This window comes from Candidatus Poribacteria bacterium (assembly GCA_028820845.1).
GTDB lineage: Bacteria > Poribacteria > WGA-4E > WGA-4E > WGA-3G > WGA-3G.
This window is the reverse complement of the sequence record JAPPII010000125.1, coordinates 36,045-56,112: the sequence shown is the minus strand read 5'-3', so window position 1 is coordinate 56,112 and position 20,068 is coordinate 36,045. Positions and strand designations below refer to the sequence as shown.

22 protein-coding genes are annotated in these 20,068 nt (G+C 46.4%); 20 read left to right on the top strand and 2 right to left on the bottom strand.

Features of this window, described 5'->3' with window-relative positions; genetic code table 11:
- Positions 1–223: 223 nt before the first annotated feature.
- From OXN25_25010 to OXN25_24945, 14 genes are all read left to right on the top strand, one after another.
- A complete protein-coding gene (locus OXN25_25010) occupies positions 224–544 on the top strand; it encodes a hypothetical protein (GenBank protein MDE0428129.1) in 321 nt (106 codons plus the stop codon).
- 57 nt (positions 545–601) lie between these two features.
- Positions 602–1,345 carry a YggS family pyridoxal phosphate-dependent enzyme gene (locus tag OXN25_25005; GenBank protein ID MDE0428128.1) on the top strand — a complete coding sequence of 248 codons (744 nt, stop codon included), beginning with the start codon at positions 602–604 and terminating at the stop codon, positions 1,343–1,345.
- The gene (gene proC / locus OXN25_25000) at positions 1,342–2,187 is read left to right on the top strand and encodes a pyrroline-5-carboxylate reductase (protein ID MDE0428127.1); all 846 of its coding nucleotides are present in this window, start codon (positions 1,342–1,344) and stop codon (positions 2,185–2,187) included. The genes OXN25_25005 and proC overlap by 4 nt, the downstream gene beginning before the upstream one ends.
- A gap of 25 nt (positions 2,188–2,212) precedes the next feature.
- The gene (locus tag OXN25_24995) at positions 2,213–2,473 is read left to right on the top strand and encodes a YggT family protein (GenBank protein MDE0428126.1); all 261 of its coding nucleotides are present in this window, start codon (positions 2,213–2,215) and stop codon (positions 2,471–2,473) included.
- A gap of 133 nt (positions 2,474–2,606) precedes the next feature.
- Entirely contained in the window at positions 2,607–5,276 is a 2,670-nt protein-coding gene (locus tag OXN25_24990; GenBank protein ID MDE0428125.1) for a class I tRNA ligase family protein, read from the top strand.
- The gene (gene lspA / locus OXN25_24985) at positions 5,254–5,766 is read left to right on the top strand and encodes a signal peptidase II (GenBank protein MDE0428124.1); all 513 of its coding nucleotides are present in this window, start codon (positions 5,254–5,256) and stop codon (positions 5,764–5,766) included. The genes OXN25_24990 and lspA overlap by 23 nt, the downstream gene beginning before the upstream one ends.
- Before the next feature lie 74 nt (positions 5,767–5,840).
- A complete protein-coding gene (locus OXN25_24980) occupies positions 5,841–6,401 on the top strand; it encodes a hypothetical protein (protein MDE0428123.1) in 561 nt (186 codons plus the stop codon).
- A gap of 37 nt (positions 6,402–6,438) precedes the next feature.
- The gene (fmt, locus tag OXN25_24975) at positions 6,439–7,389 is read left to right on the top strand and encodes a methionyl-tRNA formyltransferase (protein ID MDE0428122.1); all 951 of its coding nucleotides are present in this window, start codon (positions 6,439–6,441) and stop codon (positions 7,387–7,389) included.
- Entirely contained in the window at positions 7,386–8,360 is a 975-nt protein-coding gene (locus tag OXN25_24970) for a PASTA domain-containing protein (GenBank protein ID MDE0428121.1), read from the top strand. Before fmt ends, OXN25_24970 begins: the two co-directional genes overlap by 4 nt.
- 21 nt (positions 8,361–8,381) lie before the next feature.
- Complete coding sequence (gene rpe / locus OXN25_24965) at positions 8,382–9,041, top strand: ribulose-phosphate 3-epimerase (protein MDE0428120.1); 660 nt, start codon at positions 8,382–8,384, stop codon at positions 9,039–9,041.
- A gap of 45 nt (positions 9,042–9,086) precedes the next feature.
- Positions 9,087–9,809 (top strand): RsmE family RNA methyltransferase, encoded by a 723-nt coding sequence (locus OXN25_24960; protein MDE0428119.1) that lies wholly within the window; start codon positions 9,087–9,089, stop codon positions 9,807–9,809.
- Positions 9,810–9,848: 39 nt separating this feature from the next.
- Positions 9,849–10,973: a M20 family metallopeptidase gene (locus OXN25_24955; protein MDE0428118.1), complete on the top strand. Its 1,125-nt coding sequence runs from the start codon at positions 9,849–9,851 to the stop codon at positions 10,971–10,973.
- Positions 10,894–12,384: a DNA methyltransferase gene (locus OXN25_24950; protein ID MDE0428117.1), complete on the top strand. Its 1,491-nt coding sequence runs from the start codon at positions 10,894–10,896 to the stop codon at positions 12,382–12,384. The genes OXN25_24955 and OXN25_24950 overlap by 80 nt, the downstream gene beginning before the upstream one ends.
- Positions 12,385–12,402: 18 nt before the next feature.
- Positions 12,403–12,918, top strand: a complete 516-nt coding sequence (locus OXN25_24945) for a hypothetical protein (protein ID MDE0428116.1) — start codon at positions 12,403–12,405, stop codon at positions 12,916–12,918.
- 52 nt (positions 12,919–12,970) lie between these two features.
- On the opposite strand, the gene OXN25_24940 is transcribed toward OXN25_24945, so the two are convergent.
- Complete coding sequence (locus OXN25_24940) at positions 12,971–13,420, bottom strand: molybdenum cofactor biosynthesis protein MoaE (protein ID MDE0428115.1); 450 nt, start codon at positions 13,418–13,420, stop codon at positions 12,971–12,973.
- Positions 13,413–13,667, bottom strand: a complete 255-nt coding sequence (gene moaD, locus OXN25_24935) for a molybdopterin converting factor subunit 1 (protein ID MDE0428114.1) — start codon at positions 13,665–13,667, stop codon at positions 13,413–13,415. Before moaD ends, OXN25_24940 begins: the two co-directional genes overlap by 8 nt.
- Positions 13,668–13,950: 283 nt before the next feature.
- On the opposite strand from moaD, the gene OXN25_24930 reads away from it, so the two are divergent.
- From OXN25_24930 to zorA, 6 genes are all read left to right on the top strand, one after another.
- Positions 13,951–14,562, top strand: coding sequence for a hypothetical protein (locus OXN25_24930; protein ID MDE0428113.1), 612 nt, complete (start codon positions 13,951–13,953; stop codon positions 14,560–14,562).
- Positions 14,563–14,564: 2 nt separating this feature from the next.
- Complete coding sequence (folB, locus tag OXN25_24925) at positions 14,565–14,924, top strand: dihydroneopterin aldolase (GenBank protein ID MDE0428112.1); 360 nt, start codon at positions 14,565–14,567, stop codon at positions 14,922–14,924.
- A complete protein-coding gene (locus tag OXN25_24920) occupies positions 14,917–16,110 on the top strand; it encodes a phosphodiester glycosidase family protein (GenBank protein MDE0428111.1) in 1,194 nt (397 codons plus the stop codon). The genes folB and OXN25_24920 overlap by 8 nt, the downstream gene beginning before the upstream one ends.
- 27 nt (positions 16,111–16,137) lie before the next feature.
- Positions 16,138–17,193, top strand: coding sequence for a hypothetical protein (locus OXN25_24915; GenBank protein ID MDE0428110.1), 1,056 nt, complete (start codon positions 16,138–16,140; stop codon positions 17,191–17,193).
- Positions 17,194–17,335: 142 nt separating this feature from the next.
- Positions 17,336–17,593, top strand: coding sequence for a hypothetical protein (locus OXN25_24910; GenBank protein MDE0428109.1), 258 nt, complete (start codon positions 17,336–17,338; stop codon positions 17,591–17,593).
- A gap of 215 nt (positions 17,594–17,808) precedes the next feature.
- Positions 17,809–20,068 (top strand): anti-phage ZorAB system protein ZorA (gene zorA, locus OXN25_24905; GenBank protein MDE0428108.1); only part of this gene is annotated, 2,260 nt, incomplete at its 3' end.

Here is a 20,068-nt window from a genome sequence, read left to right as displayed (position 1 = left end):
CATAGGAACACCCATAACTATTGAATCAAACACTCTTTTGAGAAATATCAGTATAGAGACATTAGGAATGGAGGTAGAGCATTCCAAGCACTGCCTGTAGACGTAACTTCACGACAATTCAGAACGTTATTCTCCTCAAGACCCAACATGTTACGTATATTATCCTAACCTCTTAAGATCGCTGTTAAAATAGCACCTTCGTACATCCCAGAGGAAGTTGAAAATGCGTGTCTTCTTCACGGCGTTATCAATTGTAATAGGTATCATCGGTTCTGTTTTTATCATACAAGGCGGTTACCATCCTCTCAAGTATCAAGAGGTTTTGTCTAAAAACGCGAGTGCGGTCCAAGTCACACAGGTTTATACGGAGGCGACATATAGTATAGCAGTCGGGGTCGGTATTGTTAGCATAGCCGTCTTAGTAGCAGTTATAGGTATACTCTTTTTTACAAATAAACCGATAAAAGCAGACAAACAAATAGAAGATAATTACGATACACAATTGACAGACAATCCAGTGCCTGAAACATCCTCTTCATCGTAATTGAACCAATGTTGGAATTAAATAGGGATCTACAGCATCACACGAGAGGTATGCCAATTGAATCCGATTGTTGATAACCTTTCCAGCATCAACCAACGTATCGCCGACGCTGCAGCGCGGAGCAATCGGACACCAGATTCAATAGGGCTTGTTGTCGTTACAAAAGGGCGCTCAGTTCCAGAGATGCAGACAGTTTTTGCTGCAGGTGTTACAGACATCGGTGAAAACCGAGTGCAGGAAGCTCAGCAGAAGTATACATTAGCAAACTCATTTGTTAGCACCGCAAGTCCTGTCCCTACTCACAAAACATGTCGGTGGCATCTCATTGGACACTTGCAAAGAAATAAAGTCAAAACGGCACTCAGTATGTTCTCGCTGATTCACTCAGTCGACAGTTTACGACTCTTGACAGAGATAGCACGCCGATCCGAAGAACGTGCACAACAGACAGATGTTTTAATCCAGATAAACACAACGGGTGAGACAAGTAAGTATGGTTTAGATGCTGACGATTTACTTGGATTCATGGAAGAGGCACAGGCATATCCAACAGTCCATATCGCTGGATTGATGACAATGGGGAAACTAAGTCCTTCACCCGAAGTAAACCGTCCAGCGTTCGCTTTACTTCGATTACTTGCTGAAAAAATAGAAGCACAAAAGTTTCCTGGAGTTACTATGCGGCATCTCTCAATGGGAATGACAAACGACTTTGAGGTTGCTATTGAAGAAGGCGCGAATCTCGTTAGAATCGGTAGAGCGATCTTCGAGGTTCCAGGTCCACGGAAAGGTACGTCATGAGCGAAACCTACCTGAACGAACCGCAAGGAATAATTAAAAATCTTCAATTAGGTGTAATAGGCATTGGAAAGATGGGAGGCATTATCGTCCGAAGTATTGCTGGAACGGTATTCCCTGCCAGACACGTATGGGTTACGGATCTGGATACCACACTTGTCAAGCAGCTCTGTGAAGAAAAAAGCACTAACAGCACAGCGGATATTGACACACTCATGGAAAAGGCGGACGTGATTCTCTGTGCGGTGCCACCCGCAGCTATCCCTCACATTCTCCCACAGGTTGCGCGCAACTTATCAATATCGCAATCGCTTATTAGCATCGCTGCAGGTGTGACAACAACAACACTTGAATCCTATTTTGACACACCCCCAGCTGTTATTCGGGTAATGCCAAATATCGCGGCTTCGGTAGGGGCAGCAATATCGGTGCTAACGACAGGCAGCGCAGCGAACGAGACGCATCTCACAATAGCACAAAAGATTTTCAACGCCTGTGGTACCTCCTTAGTGATGGATGAGCGTCATCTTGATGCCGTCACAGGTGTGAGTGGCAGTGGACCTGCCTATGTTGCACTCTTTATCGAAGCATTAGCTGATGCCGGTGTTCATGTCGGTTTACCTCGGACGGATGCCCAAAAACTGGCAACACACACCGTATTAGGAGCAGCAACGATGTTAGCCGAAACGCAGGAACATCCTGCGACTCTCAAGAACCGCGTCACGACCCCCGGTGGCACAACAGCTGCTGGACTGCACGCTTTGGAAAAAGGAGGCTTGAGGGCTACGCTCACCGAAGCGATTCTCGCCGCAACTGAACGCGCGAAAGAATTGGGTAGCACATAAGATTGGGAAATATAGGAAAAAAATTATGGATCTACTGGCTTGGGTTCTTCACCAATTGATTGAAATTTATGTATTCATCGTTATAGGAAATGCCATTCTTTCTTGGTTTGTTTACGGCACGCAAAATTCAACTATCAGGCAAATCTATTGGTGGACAAGTCGTATCGTAGATCCAGCTTTGACCCCGATTCGTAGAGCACTTGGACCCAGGACTCGAAATCTCGGTATCGATATTTCGCCTTTTATCCTAATTTTTCTGCTAATGATCTTGAGAGGGCTGTTCTAACCATAAACAGACGGAGGGCGCAATCCGCTTGATGTCGTTAAAAACTGAAATGCAATCTGCATAATAAACGGGACCTCACCAGAAGTCGATTCGCCAAAACTGTAAGTGCTTCAGGGACAAGCATACGAAAAATATGAAACAGGGAAATTCCGCCGCAAAAAGCGCGACACGTAAACAGGGCAAAGCAAGCAAGGGACCAGAAAACGATTTGCTAACCGACCAAACACGAGAGAAAGTGATTTTGGATACTTGGGCAAATGCCAATATTCATGCCGTAGTGAACAAAAAGACGAACACGGCAAGCGTCAAGACGCGGCAGACGCACCACAGTTCTGAAACCCAAGCTTATGTCCTACGCGAGATGCCTACACCGGTCCATCTGCTAACCCTTGAAACGCTTTGTAGGAAGATTTGTCAGGACATCTTTCTCAAGGCTGAGTTAATGCAGGGGCATCAGGTCACATACGTCCCGGCATGGGAGACCTATCCGCTCTGGATTGAAGAACAGGTCATCGCAGCAGCAAAATCGAAATCTCCGCTCAAACTCTCTGTCCTCCGCAAAAGGTGTCGTGCCCGGCACAAACAGGAATTAGAAATCCAAAAACAGAAATTCTATCAACTTGGTATCTTTGCTGATTGGGATACTTCACAAAAGACGCTTGAATCGCGGCAAGAGGCAAGACTCATTGCCCTTATTAGCCGCTTACGAGATTCTGACTACCTCCACGATCTACCCCAACTGAGTCCGTGGTGTCCCAAATGCACAATCCCGCTGAACGAAGCAAATCTCATACAGATGCCAACAAAAGCATTGAACGGCTATGTAAAATTTCCATTTAATGTGGGGTTGGAGGCATTTGGTACCAACGTCTTTTTTGCAGTGCAACTGCCATATCTCCGAGAAATAGCATGGACTACGGAACTCGGGATTAACGAGAACACTACCTATTGGCTTACGCAATTCGCAGATGAATTTCTGCTCTTTGCTGAACCACAGTTGAAAAATTTTTGTCGGCGTCTTGCCAAAGGACAGCAGCGACCCAAGCGTGTTAAAGAAATCAAAGCCGTTGAGCTCACACAGTACACCGTAGCACATCCACTCTTTCCATCAAAAGCGTTAAATATCACACTCGTTCCGCAACCTCTCCCTGAAAAACTGTCTAACTCACAACCAACACCGTTTTTAAAATCTGGTGTTCTGCCGCTAAATCCTGCCCACGATCAACTCAGCTACGACCTCGCTCAAGAACTAAATATAGCCTCTACACCCATTTTCGATGAAACAGGAAGACTCACAGAAGAAGCCGGGCAACTGTGTGGCTTGTATTTATTTGATGCAGAAAAATTCATTATCCCTCAATTGGAAAGATTTGGATACCTGCTGAAGACCTATAACGAAGAACGGCGTGAACTTCACTGCCCACGCTGCGAAGAATTAGCAGTCTTTCGCCCATGTTCAAAATGGGTATTTTCCGTTTCCAACAACCACGCCACTTTCCAACTCCTCAACGCGCAAGACCATTGGGACAATTATGCGAATACTGAGCACAAAAACATTGCTGATGTCCGAAAGGCTGTCTCAAATTTCAGAGACTTACAGGTTTCCGCACAACGTCAATGGGGAATGCCGTTACCAATCCTTCTCTGTGACCAGTGTGACGAACCGCTCACGGATAAAAACACACTGAGTGCCATTCGGAATTCCATTCAGCGCGGCTTCGAATCTTGGTTCCGATTAAGTGTTGAGGAACTCCTACCTACCGATACACACTGCTCGAACTGTGACTCAAGCGAATTCCGCAAAGAAGCTACACTGATTGACGGACATTTCGCAAATTTACTCCAAACTATTGATAACTCTGATTTCAAGAAAGCACTCGGTGGTTCCACAAGCGTCATGTTTGTTCCACAACCAAGCACGAGTGATGCTGAGTGGATAAAATGGTTAGCCGAGATCAGCGTTATTTCCGCTGCACTTACCAGAAGTCGTCCAATTAAAGAAAGTCAACCTTTTAAGCAACTAAAACTTAACATAATGCCTAAAATTGGCAGCGAAATTGAAATCGACGACACTTTCCTAAACAAATATCCAGCGGATGTTTCGCGCCTCGTTGCTATAACACCTAATCTCAGTACACAGCAAATTACCCAGCAACGACTTGAGAAAGTTGCCGAAGACCTTCTAATGGAATATCAACAACTACAAACCTTGTTTGAACACATCAGCGTCCTACTCCACGGTTCGCTCCCAAGTGAAGGACACAACACCAAAAATCGAAATAGCAACAAAGATGATGCCAGTCACGCTCACCTTCCGAGCGCGCCCACAGAACTGAATATAAATAGTACTGACAGCTCAACCGCTGATAAAAATTTAACTATTGATGCGCTTGCGGTAAACGTTACCGCACAACTTCTGCAAGACATAAGACAGATTTACGAAAATGGGCAGTTTCATGAAACCTGGAAAATGTTAACCGATTTTTGTGCACAAGATCTCAGTTTCTATGTGCACGCTATCGAATCCCGCGATGCCACACCACCTCACGCAGCATACGAGGCACTCACACAAATCAGCATCGCGTTGCTTCAACATTTCGCACCTCTGACACCCTTTTTGGCAGAACATTTCTATCGATTGATTTCTGTAGATAACAAAACCGATAACCATAGCATTTTTCAAAAGAACTGGCATTCAGTGTCGCCTGCAATTCGGCAAAGTCTGCGGGCTTCCCAGACGAAGAAAAATGATGCAAAAGCGGAATGGGAGGCACTTAGAAATGCCCACAATACAGAAGGGTAAAAAATTTAGCTGGCAGACCGCTATCCCGTTAATCAGCGTAGCAATACCGATGCTAATACTTGATTGGACCAGCAAATGGCTCGTGCAAATGCATATCACTCAGATTACAGAGGTAATTCCGATTATCCCTGGCTTCTTTAATTTGCGGCACGATAGAAATACTGGCGCGGCTTTCGGTGTGCTTGCTGGACACAGAATCTTACTTATTTTGATTACCCTTGCCGCCTTAGTCTTTATCTTCGCGTACTATCTACGATTTAAGGAGAGCCGTTGGATGCAAATCTCGCTCGGTTTTCTGCTTGGAGGCGCCATTGGAAACTTCATTGATCGTATCCGTTTGGGTGAAGTCGTTGACTTCCTTCAATTCGGCATAGCAAGCAAGGGACTGTTTTGGCCAACCTTCAACATTGCCGATGTCTCAGTTTGCATCGGAGCGGGTATGCTAATCGTTTATCTCTTCCGCAATCGTAATGAGACCTATCAAAGTTGACTTTCTGGAGTCGCAGAAACAGGCTCGTGAGCTTATTAAGAAATCAAATACCACTTTTATCAGGGACCTAACGTATGTATAAATTCATCATTCAGTTACTCGCGCTCAGCTTAATCGCCCTTTTTTTGGCATCCGAGGCAACGGCACAATTTCAACCCCCTCCAGATCAGAAGACGCAAGAAGAGCATCCAGAGGACTATAGTGAAAGCGCGTTGCGCCGCTTTGAGATTATCACTTTAAGTTCACTGCCGTTCGTCGCTGTTCACAGTTACGCCATCGTTCGTGGTATAAAAATGTACACTGAAAATCAATTCGCACCTGAGTTATCCCCTGCGGACTATCGGATCATCGGTGCTGGTGCCGTCTCTTTATCTCTGTTTATCGGATTATGGGATTGGTTACATACCCGCAAAGTAGACCGTTCTGCCCCGCGTATCCCTGAGCGAACACCGCCTGAACCCCCCGAAGAGGAAGAACCTACTGAAGGCCCAATCGCTCGCCTATCAAACACCACGCCTTATGCAGCAAAATACAGAAATAGGTCTCTACACGAATCAATGAACAAGGGACTGAACAGATGGGCAAGCGAACCGGCTGCCGGTCTCGCTATACCGCTCCTTCAAATTCGTTTTTGAATTCGGTTAATCTGTCGAAAAACTGCACAACTATAAAATGCGCATTCTCTTTATGGGGACCAGCGAATTTGCTGTTCCAGCACTCAGAGCACTCATTTCAGGCGATTTTGAACTTATCGGTGTTGCCACACAACCCGACCGACCAAGCGGGCGCGGAAAACGACTCAATTCATCACCCGTCAAAGTCGTCGCAACAGAACACAAACTCCCTATCTATCAACCTGAACGGGCGAGGAAACTGAACTTCGTGCGTACGCTTAAGGACCTCGCGCCGGATGTAATTGTTGTCGCCGCTTTCGGTCAACTTTTGCCACAGACAGTCTTGGACATCCCGCCATGTGGAACCATCAACCTACATCCTTCTCTCCTCCCGAAGTACCGTGGTGCTGCACCGATCCAGTGGGCATTAATCAATGGAGAAAGCGAAACGGGTGTGACGCTTATGTTACTGGATGCGGGTGAAGATACTGGCGATATTATCTGCGCTGAACGAATTCCAATCAGAGATGGGGATACGGCTTTAACGCTGACTGAACAGTTAGCCACGCTTGGTGCGAAACAACTTGTTCAGGTGCTATCAAAGATGCTGAAGAACGCGCCACCTCCAGCAACGCCGCAGAACGACGCGGCGGCAACACATGCCCCGCGGCTGACAAAGGAAACTGGACACATTAACTGGAATCAACCAGCAGTCGCAATCCACAATCTTGTGAGAGGGACAGCCATCTGGCCAGGTGCGTATACTTTCTTCCGCGAGAATCTTCGGCTTAAGATCGTTGATTGCCAACCAGAGACACAAGTATCTGCTTTACCACCGGGAACCCTTGAAATCGTAGATAGACAAAAACTATTTGTCGCCACAACAGAAGGAACACTCCAACTCCTGCAAATCCAGCCAGCAACGAAAAAAACGATGGAAGCACGCGATTTTATCAACGGGTACCAACTCCGAACAGGCGAGCGATTCTTGGAACACATACAACAATGAATAGCCTTAATAATACTCTATTCGCTACATTCAAAGTCTTTCTCTATCTCTTAATTCTGCTTGGTATAGTAGGTTTGTTGATTGTCTTCATTATTATCCCAAAATGGATTCGGACTGAGGAGGTGCTTGTCCCCAATATCACCGGCAAAACCTACTATGAAGCCATCCGTATCCTTGACGATGCCGGCCTCCAACCTGCAAAAACCATCCAAGAAGCGAGTAGTGATGCGCCTAAGGGTGAAATCGTTGCACAAAATCCGCAAGCCAATTTTAGAATCAAGTACTACCAACCCGTCCATATCACAGTGAGTATTGGTGTGGAATTAACGCCTGTCCCGTCTGTCATTGGTAAATCACAGGAGGCGGCTTTTGATGCACTTACATCTGCTGGATTTCGCCCAAATCGGGTATCGTCTGTCCATTCTGAAAATTATGTGCAAGGCACCGTCATTGCGCAGACACCACCGGAAGGTGGAGGTCAACGGCGCGGAAGTTCAGTCAATCTTCTCGTGAGCCGCGGTCCGACCCCACAATCCATACAACTCCCGAATTTCCAAAGCCAACTCGCTAACGATGTCGTGTCTACACTCGAAGGGGTCGGACTAAAAATTGAAACACAATATAGCTCACATCCGACAATCCCGGAAGGGGCAATTATTACCCATAAACCCGCAGCCGGCGCGATGGTTCAAACAGATGACCTTGTTCTTTTAGAAATTAGCGGGGTAAGAACAAATGAAAATATTGGTAAACCTCTACCCTTCAAACACACTGTCAGTGAGGAAGGCAATTTGTCACGCCATATCAAAATTGTTATAATTGACGATTATGGTGAACGCACTGAAATAAATCAACGTTATGCACCGGGCACAGTGATTGATTTGGAACGAAAAGCGGTGCGGGTCTTCGGAAAAACACGAGTGCTTATCTACGAAAATGGTGAAAAATTACCTGAAGTGATTTATAATTAAGAAAAACTGAGGAGAACGGAAATTCCTACACCTAAGATTGCCCCCTCACTACTCGCCGCCGACTTTAGTTGCCTCGGTGAAGAGGTCAAACGCATCGTCGCCGCTGGTGCTGATCTGCTGCATTTCGATGTAATGGACGGTGAATTCGTTCCGAATTTTGGTATCAGCCCGCCCTTCATCGCTGCCGTGCGCCAAATAACACAGGTCGCTTTTGATGTCCATATTATGGTGACGCACCCGCTCCGCTATATCGACGCACTTGCTGCAGCAGGTGCTGATATAATCACCTTCCACATCGAAAGTGAAGACGATCCAGAAATGGTAATTGCCGCAATTAAAGCACACGGACTTAAAAGTGGACTCGCACTTTCGCCAAAAACACCGATCTCCACAGTTATACCGTATCTCTCGGATATTGACTTAGCCCTACCAATGAGCGTTGAACCCGGATTCGGCGGTCAAGCCTTCCAACACAATGCCCTTGAGAAAATAGCAGCATTGCATCAAATGAACCTGAAACTGGAGCAGCCGCTTGAGATCTCCGTCGATGGCGGTGTAACTACAGAAATCGCACCCCTTGCGACTCGTCAGGGCGCGACGATCCTCGTGGCAGGCACTGCTATCTTTAGCAGTGAACAACCGCGGGCAGTCATTGAAAAGCTTCGTAGTGCTGCAGCTTAACGCGTTGGCACCAAATCTCTATAGTATAAAGGGGGACCATAACAGATGCACACCTTCTATGTTCCACCCTCTCAGATTGACGCTGAGATTGCTACTATTACCGGTTCAGAGCAGCACCACCTCCGCAATGTCCTACGTATAACGTCCGGAGAGACTATCCGAATTATTGATGGACAAGGCAACGTCTACACCGCGGAGATTCTTGACACATCTACAAACCGTTCTTCAAGCATCGCGCGAATTCAGACCCACGAATGCCGGGCACCGCTCTCGCCAACTCTCACACTGTTTCAAGGACTCCCCAAAAATGACAAAATGGAGATGATTCTCCAAAAAACAACAGAACTCGGTGTTACACAAATTGTACCCCTCCACTCGGAACGCGCCTTACAAAAACCGAGCCAAAACCGATATGAGCGTTGGCACCGCGTCCTCATCTCCGCCACAAAACAGTGTAAACGCGCCTGGTTACCTGAGTTAAGCGAAGCACAGCAGTTTGAGACTTCTCTCTCACAACTCGAAAAGTTTTCGCTCCGTTTTCTCTTCAGCCCTCACGCAGAGGGACAACATATTAAGACAGTCTTGCGAGAGACACCCGACCCAAACGCCATCGCACTTTTTGTCGGACCCGAAGGCGGATTCTCTGACCAAGAGATCACCGCCGGGATTAAAAACGGGTGCGTGCCTGTAACACTTGGCAGAAATATCTTGCGAACAGAAACCGCAGCGATTACGGCTGTCGCTGTTACCACCTACGAATTTTTTTAACATTGACAAACTTCTCCACTTTTTGTAAAATCCCTAACTATGGATGCAAAAGAACTCACCAAAACTCTCATTGGATACAATACAGTAAGCCCGCTCAGCAACGTTGAAGTCATGGACTTTCTGACGGAAACGTTAGAATCCATCGACTGCGACGTGGAACGGGTTGAATACAAAGACCCAGCGGGTGTGCTAAAAGTGAATCTGATTGGACGCAAAGGACCGGAGAACGGGGAACGTGGACTTGCACTGCTCGGACACATAGATACTGTCCCCGCTATCGGTTGGGCGATGAACCCGTTTGAGGCACGGATCGCTGATGGGAAGATGTACGGCAGAGGGAGCTGCGATATGAAAGGCAGCGTCTCCTGTATGATTGAGGTCGCATCGCGCTACGCTACTTCTGAGTTGAAGGCACCCCTCTACGTCGTCATCACTGCTGATGAAGAGGTAGGCTACTTCGGGGCAAGTGCGGTTGCGGAAAAGTCGCAGATGTTCAAAAAGCACGGATTCCCACAATACGGTGTCGTCGGCGAACCGACAGAACTACACGCGGTATATGCCCATAAAGGGGCTGTTCGGTTCACTGTCACAGCACACGGACGCGCAGCACACAGCAGCACGGGTGAAGGCGATAACGCGAACCTGAAGTTAATTCCCTTTCTCGTAGAGATGCGGGATATTTATCAGGAATTGACATCCGACACGCAGTATTTCAACGACGAATTCAACCCGCCTTTCACGGACTGGAACATCACTATTAGCGACGGCGAGTGTGCGGCAAATATCACTTCCCCGTTGAGTGTTTGTAGCATTAACTACCGCCCAATGCCCGGAGACGATGCACAGATATGGATAGATCGGGCGCGTGAATCGGCTGAAAGGCACGGGTTAATATTCGATCTGTACATTAACGCGCCGCCGGTCCGTACGTCGCCAGATGCGGAGATTATCCAAGCCGCACTCGAAATCACGGGAGAAGACTCCCCTCAAACCGTTGCCTACAGCACCGATGCCGCCGTTTTCGCCCAGCACATGGAGACTGTCATTATCGGACCCGGTAGCATTCGACAAGCACACACCGTTGATGAGTGGATGGCGTTGGACCAGTTCCCACAAGGCGTTTCGATTTTTAACCGGTTCGTGGAACGGTTCTGCGTCGGATAAGCATACTCAAAAAGCAGAGGATTACAACCGATTTAGGCAGCTGAAAACGAGATTGTCGGCTTGTCGGCTTTTGCTGCCTAAAGGACAAGGTTTTGACGGGAAGATTGCTAACAAAGACATGGACAACATTACTAAAATTGTAAACGACTTTGGCGAAAGCATCATTCGGGTGGAGGGAGACATTCCTGTCGATCTACCAACAAAAAATGGTGATAGATTTCTCTTTATCAGTCATGACCAAAGTTTCCTAACGCACGGCTTGCATAAATATCCTGCCAAATTTTTCCCTGAGTTACCGCGCTGGCTTATTAAAAGGTATTCTCAAAAAGGCGACTGGATCCTCGATCCCTTTGCAGGCAGCGGTACCACAAATGTTGAGGCACTCCTCTCACTGCGAAACTCTGTTGGAATTGATGTGGATCCATTTTCGCGTTTCATTTCAAAAGTGAAAGTAACGGCTTTGACAGAAAAAGAACTCAAGTCGGCACAGAAAGCGCTTTTGGACGCTGTTAACTGTTATCGTCCCTCGCTTGTCTCCGAATGTGACTTACCAAATTTTCCTTATAGAGATAACTGGTTCAACAAAGAAATTCTGTTAGAGTTAACCTATTTAAGAAAGCAGATTCAGTCCCTTGAAACCGATAATCCTACCAAAGACTTCTTCAGAGTTTGCCTTTCGTCTATCATTCGTTCCGTTTCCAACGCCGATGACAATTGCACCCGCACGGTGATACGCAAGAAATTGAACAAATTGGTGCGTTCTTACGACGCACTGAATAGGTTTGCCAAAGCAGTTCTCACTAAGGTGCCAAAAATGATAGCGTTCTCCCAAAGTTATCCACACGGCATTATCACCGATTTCCCAGAGGATATGGACGCGCGGAACATTAAGCACAGCGCACATTATTTCGACCTCGCGCTCACTTCACCACCTTATGTCAATGCTGTTGACTATCCGAGAACGCATCAGTTAGAGATGTATTGGTTAGGCTTTGCACAGGATTCATTAACCGCGCTGAAGAAACAAAATGTCGGTACAGAAAGCGTTTCAGCCAGCCATTACAAACACCGGCACGAAATAGGGGTGCTGGATGCGGATAAGGTCATAGCGAACATTTTTGAGGCAGATCCGAGACGCGCCTTCATCGCTTTCAAATACTTAGACGATATGCGAAAAAACCTGAATGAGGTTTACAAAGTACTACGCGAAGGCAGCAGATACATTATCGTCGTTGGTAATAATCGCATTCGGGGCCATTTATTTGAAAATTGGAAGTATCTCATGCCAATTGCCGAAGATATTGGGTTTGAAGTTGAAACTTACTTCGGTTCAGAAATTATCAAACATTTCATTAAGGTCCCCAGGGGGGAACGCATCAATACTGATTGGATTTTAGTTCTAAAAAAATAACGGAACCGAGGCGAAAACATGGCTAATATAGAAGAAAGAAGTAGACAGGCATCCGTAGATGGATTTGCCCATGAGCATATCGCTGCGGGGATTTTGATGAAGCGGTACCAAAACGTTTCGTTAGTTGACTTGCCTTTATCGCCCTATGACATCATCATTGTTCTTAAGAAAACAGATGGCAGCGAAAATATCATCCGAGCGCAGGTGAAAACAGCAACTCGATCAATTTCCTTTACTGGTGGAGCAAGAGGCGGGGTTGATAGGACATACAAATCAGACGTTAAGACTTATACGCAATCTACTGCAACTTCAGACATTGTTATAGGGGTTCATCCAACGGGTAATAACATATTTGAACTCTATTTTGTTCCGACTATTCTTATTGAAGAGCTTGATCAAAAAAGCATTTCTATTAACCGGATCGGACGTTTAAAAGAAAATTACTTCATCCTGGAAAATTGCAAAGAGAGGAAGGTAATAATCGACAAATGTAGAGAGTATGAAATTCTGTCGGAGGCCCGTTACCTTTTTTAGAAATTCCGCTAATTGCAGTTAGGATTATTTCGTTTTCCAGTTTATTCATCTATTACGGCGTTTTGCACATATCAGGTGCATCAAAAAAGACCGCATCCGGTTTTACCCATTCCGACTCACCGTCTGCCCACACCTCGCGCTTCCAGATAGGGACAATCTGTTTGAGACGATCCATGGCGTATTTGCAGGCTTCAAATCCATCTTTGCGATGGGGTGAGGCGACGGCGACTGCTACACTCACCTCGCCAATCTCTAACTTCCCAACGCGGTGAATCATAGCAACGCGATGGATTCCCCATTTTTCCGAGATCTCTTGTGCGATCTCTGCCATCTTTTTTTCTGCCATCGGTGGATATGACTCATATTCGAGATGTTTTACTGCCCTGCCATCCGTATTATTACGCACTGTACCGAAGAAAAGCACTACCGCACCGGCATCAGGTACCTCTACTGCCTCACGTACTTCTGCACCTGTAATAACTTCGGTCGTTATCTTAAACATCACATCCCCCCGTCACAGGTGGAATCAAAGCGACCTCATCTCCTTCTGTCAGCTCCGTATTTTCAGTGGCATACTCCCAATTGACAGACATCTGCATCACTTCATAAAACTCAGCGATTTCGGGCCACTCTTCCTCAAGCCGTTTCAAAATAGTTCTGACGGTAGCACCTTCTGGCAGCTCCATTTCTTCTTCAGATCTATCTAACATCTCGTGGCACACGGCAAAGTATTTGACGGTAACGTTCATAAGTTCTTCCTTTCAACAGAGATTTAGCGGACAACAGCACCTACATTATGCGAAAAAGTATAACACAAACCCTCTTATAAAACAACTCTTTAGTGCAGATCCAACAAAGGACTCAGTTCTCCTACAGGTATAACCAGCCAACTGTGCTCTCTTCTGACTGTTGATAGCCGACCGCTGACAGCCAAATTCAAATTTATGTTGATTTTTATTGAAAATTCTGATAGAATAAAGAAACCGAGTGAATGTGATTCGCTATTTTGGACTTAACGCGGGAGGTAAACTAATGAAACCGAAAGTTATCTGTTATTTCATCATCATGCTGTTTGTCACCGGCATGATCGCCTGCGGTGGAGACGACCCCGAGCCTGAATCAACCGAAACGGAGACCCCAAGTGCGACAACATCTCAACCCGCGGAAGAAACGCCGACTGCAGGTAGAGATATTGATTTTGCTGCTGAGGAGCAAGCGATTCGTGATCTTTATGCGGTATATGCTACCGCCCATGGCGACCAGGACGAGGATACGCTCACAAAAGTTTGGCTCTCAGGCGAGAGCAAAGACATTTTCACCGCTTGGACATTTTGGGCTGGCACCTTTGAAAAAAACGAAGGCGCGAAAGCAGTATCGAAAGCATGGGCAGGAATCTTTCGACTGCGCGGGGGGAACATGGTGGTTGACATTACCTATATCGCTATTGACAGTCGAGGCAAAGAAGCTGTCTTGCGAGGCTCATATAATTGGGGTAATCAAGCCGGAGACCTAATTTCCGCACTGAAGAAAGATGGCAGTGACTGGAAAATTCGCGCGATTGACTATACGGATGGAAGGTTTGGAAAACAGGTTAAAGATCTGATTGACCCTGCCCATACCTTCGGAGAAATTGCTGAAGAATAGGCATGGACAAGATTATCCTTAAAGGGATTCGATTTCATGGCCACCACGGTGTTCCCGAAGCGGAGCGTCAAGTTGGTGGCCATTACGAAATTGATGCGACCTTGGGCTGTAGCCTCGCAACCGCCGGTAGCACTGACGCACTCACAGACACGATTGACTACGCAGAAGTCGTTACACGCATCATAGAGATCGGTACACGACAGTCTTTCCAACTCATTGAGGCACTCGCTGAAAAAATTGCAACGACACTCTTAGCGCAATTCGCAATCGAAGAGGTCCATCTCACCGTTAAGAAGCTGCACCCACCAATTGAACAACCGATTAACTACTTTGCTGTTGAGATTTTCCGGAGTAATGCGTAGATTTTCCACTATTATCTGTCTCCTCTTGATAACAACCACCCTCACATACGCCGACGGCAAAAAAGAGGTCTTATTTCCAGACATAGCATCCGGTATCCAAATCTACCGTTACGATTGGGATGTCGAAACATGTGTCCTTTATGTCGCTGAGATGTCTCGGCATGAGCCAACACTGCACTTTGAGGTAGCACTCGCAAATGCCCAAGTCTTAGGTAAAGAGACCGTGCGCTCCATGGCGAACCGTCGCACACAACGTGGGGATAGGCGCGTCCTCGTTGCAGTCAACGGCGGTTTCGGGGTTCTGGGGGATATGCGGGGCTACGGTGGGGTCCTGGAGAACCTTCACATCCAAGACGGCGAGTTGATTACACAACCGACCGACACCGAGGCATGCTTCGGTGTAACTGAATCGGGTGAGTTCTTAAGTTCCTCCGTTCAAATGAACGCCAGCCTTCAAATAGGCACGTTTATGCTGCAGCTCGGCTGTATCAATCAACGTCGGCTTGACGGATGTCAGGTAACACTTTACACACCACGCCTCGGCGAATCGACGCGCACCAACCGTCGCCGCGGCAGAGAGGTGATACTCAGTGGACTTCCGCTCCCTTTGACACCGAACTACGAACACGCCTATCGTGTCGAAAGCGTTTCCCGCGACGGAAACAGTCTAATTCCCAGAGATGGTGCAGTTCTCTGGATTAATGCCAGACTAAGAGACGAAAGCATCTCTCAGTTCAATACCGGCGCAAACGGCACACTCACCCTCTCCCTCTCACCACCCGAATGGAATCACGTACGGCACGCCATAGGCGGACGACTCCGACTCCTCAAAAAGGGTGAGATAAATGAGACACTCGTAGAGATGCACAACGCCGAAAAACGGCATACACCGGGCAAACGTACACCCGTACTAAATCTCAGCCACGAACCGCGAACAGCACTCGGTTATAACGCAGATACACTCTTTTTGGTCGTCGCAGACGGCAGACAACCGAAGTATAGCACAGGTTTAACGCTCTACGAACTTGCCAGTATCCTCATTGAACTCGGCGCAACGGAGGCAATCAATCTTGATGGCGGTTCCTCCAGCACTTTCGTCGTTAAAGATGCCGTTATCAACAAACCCTCCGGACAGCAGGAACGAGATGTTTTGAACGCTGTCTTTATCACAAAAGATGTCCCTTAGAAGGATAAACAATCGCGGAGGTTTACCTTGAAAACCTATTTTCTCGCAGCATTCAAGTTCCTAATATTGCTATCACTGCTATTTTGTTCCATCTTAGCCGCCAATGCAGCCGAGACCACAAAACTGTTGGCGGCAGTCCCACTCTCACAAACGGCGATTCAGTTACAATTCGACGGACAATTGCAAGCAGCGTCTGCCGAAGACCCCAATAATTATCAAATCACACCAGATGTCCAACTCGAATATGTCTTACTCGACCAACGATTGAACCGAGTCCTACTCCTCACCACGCCGTTGGAGGTAGGTAAAGAGTATCGCCTCACACTTCCAAATTTACAAACAGGCATAGTTCTAACACTCCCACCCGAAAACGAAATAACCTTCGGCACAGGCAGTGCTGTTACATTCTCTGGCGGCGCACAAGATACCACACTGCTTGTCAATAAAGATCGGAAGACCCGAAATAACAACGCAGGTGCAGAACCGACCCTCTTATGTGATCCAACAGGCAGTGTCTTTTTCGCCGCTTTCGACTTATATGATGCCTTTGAAGATATGGGTATCCGAGAACCGACACAGGTCTTAGAAGCAACGATAAGTCTACACGTCCAACAGTATGAGACAGACGCTACACAGACGGTGCTTTTCCGCCGCGTTCTACTCCCGTGGCGGGAGGGCAGAGGCACCTCCGAACGCGCAGAGGATAACGAACTTACCTATAACAGCGCGTTGCACCGTAATCTACCATGGAACAAAGCCCCCGCGCAGGCGATGTTAGCCGGAATAGACGGGGACAATGAAAGCGATTATAACGGTTCTGAGGATGTCGCGCACCGGACTGACGGCACATGTGAAATTCAAGGTGCAGGCAAACGTTATACATTCAAAAGCGAATTTCTTACGGATGCGGTCCGCTTCTGGGTCGCCAACCCCGATTACAACTACGGGTATCTCTTCGCTTTGCAAGAAGGTAGTGTCCCAATCGTTTTTTCTTCAAAAGAGGCAACCGATGAAAACCTGCGTCCAGTTTTAACGATTCGTTATCAGACACAACCACCGGTCAAAGTCGAGGCACAAGAATAAAAGTCAAAGTCGAGGCACAAGAATAAAAACGGACATAAATTGCCTATATATATTATAGTTTGTCCTACAAAAAATGTACTGAACCAACGAAAGGATTTAAGTGGCAAACTTTGATACGGCATCTAAGAAATCGGAGGAAACTATGGAACGCTCATCTATTGCTGAACACTTTGCAGCAGAAGCACTACAACAAGGCATCGAACAAGGTGCCAGAGAACGCGCCCTGAAAGACATTCTTGAGGCACTTACACTCCGATTAAAGCCATACGCAGCGACTGTCTTCAAACCCACACTTGAGACAATTGAGGACTTAGATCGGCTTGCCCAATTGCATCGCGCCGCAATTCTTGCAGAGACGCTTGACGACTTTGCACAGGCTCTCACGGAAAATAGCAATTGATAGAGCCATGAGAGGCCGCAATCTTGGCGGGGAGTTCTGATAGATTCTGAATGAATAATTGCAGACTTGCCACGCCTTACAAGATGCAAACGTGGTAATCGTTTTCACAACAAAAGAAGCAACCGGTGAAAACCTGCGTCCAGTTCTAACAACCCGCTATCAGACAGCAGATCAAAACGAGGAAACGCTAACGGGTAACCAATAGAGCAAATTATATGAACGATTTTTTAAAACTAATTCTCCCATGGCCAGCACGTGACTTCAACCTAATTTCAGACATTTTTGTTTACGGTATCCTGTTATTTTTTCTTATCTATTTGGGAATTTTCCTATGGAAAACCTGGCACCGATCCCGATTGATTAACGATTTGACTAACAAAGTCAACCAACACGTAAAACCTGCTAAACCGGAAATATTACCGCGTCTCGAAACCGAGTTTAATGGCAATAGTGAACTTGCTGAGGTTTGGCATGAGTTTCAGAATTCACTGATTACGCGAGAACCCAAAGAAAATCAAGAGAAAATAGTCTATAAAACGGACGAGGCATCTCTCTTTTTCAGCGAAGAACGACTGCTCGGACAACACATGAACCTCCGATTTTGGAATAGTGTTCCAGCATTGCTCGTCGGATTGGGTATTTTGGGAACCTTTGTTGGACTGGTTTGGGGATTGCTGCCCTTTTCAAGTATCGACTTTCAACAAACAGAGAACATCCGCAGTGCAATTCAATCTCTCCTATCCGGGGTATCCACGGCATTTGTAACCTCTGTTTGGGGTATGCTATTCTCACTTCTATTCAATTGGATAGAAAAATCCGGCATCGGTTCGGTAAGCAGTAAAATTGCAGAGTTGCAGCGCACGTTGGATCGACTATTCACATTAACAACACAAGAAGAAATAGCGTTTCGACAAGAGGACGAACTGACACAACAAACACAAGCACTCAAGGCATTTTCGACAGACCTCGCAAACGAGATTAAAAGTGCAATGGCACAAGGCAGACAAGAAATTATTGCGGAATTTCGCAATGCCCCTGAAACGTTCAGTAATGCTATAGGAGAACAGTTGACCCCGAGTCTAAATAATCTGAACAGTGCTGTTACCAATTCAGCAAGTAATATTGAAACCGTGATGGTAAAGGAGAGTCAACAAATTCTCCAGCAAATGGCAAATCAGCTGGTACCGCGTCTTGATAAACTGAATATAGCTGCTAACGAGATTCAGCGGACCATCATAGAAGGAAACCAAGAAATTCTTCGTGAACTCCACAAAGTCCCAGAGGCTTTCGGTCATGCAATAGCAGAAAAGCTCGCTCCCAGTTTCGATAATTTAAATGCAGCTGTGCAGGAATTACAAAGACAAAAAGAGGAATCCTCCACCAATGCCATCCAACAGTTGGTTGAAGAATTCCAGAGTTCCCTTTCAGGATCAGCAACTGCCCAAATGGAGGCACTTGCCGAAACCGTTAATAAGGCAAGCGAAAGCTTGATAACGCTCCCTGAACAGTTGGCTGGCATGATGGTAGGGGTTCAAGAACAGGTTAACCAGACGCGACAATTGCTATCGGAAACGTCTCATGATCAAACGAAACAAATGAAAAGCATGATGGAGGAAATGTCAAAAGCATTTCAAAACGCAATTGATACACATCAGACAGGTTTGTCCGCAACAACCGATAACATAAATCAAGAAATGCAACACATTGCTAACGACATACGAACCTTATTAGAAGAGGCAGCAAATTACACGAATAAGCAGTTATCACAACAGATGGCGGATATAAAACAAACCTCTGCTAAGAGCGTTCAGACACTTCAGACCCTAATTGCAGAGCTGCAGAAGGCGATAACCTCTATCGCATCGCAAACGACAGAAAAGTCAGAAGCGATGATAACACAGATGTATCAACTTATAGAGCAAAGTACCACCCGTCTTGAGAGCATTTTCACAACAGGAGAAGTGAGTGTCGGTTTGCTCTTGGAACAACAGGAAAATCAGATTAAAGAAGTCAATGCACAGATAGCCAATTCTCGGGAAACACTTGAAAAGAGCAGTGAAATGCTACAACAGATGGACAGGAGTGCAACGGGTGTCCAAAACATCCTTAAAAATACCCAAACCTTATCTGATTTATTAATCGCAAACGGTAATAGGCTTGAAGAGGCAAGTGAGCAACTGATTGAAGTAAGTGAAACATTCACTGAAGAAAACGATAAATACCTCACGGCAAATCGGGAAACGACTCAACAACTCCAGAGTACGCTTGTGCAATCACGACAGTTGCTTAACGATTTTTCAACACGCTTTGAAACGATTGATGCTGGTTTAAAGAGCATCTTTGAAGAAATTGAGGAAGGCTTAACAAACTACTCCACGACTGCCAGCGATTCGATTAACATGTATCTTAGCAAATTCTCGGACCAGTTAACTCAAGCATCAACTGCGCTTGCTGGCAGTGTTTCAGCACTTGACG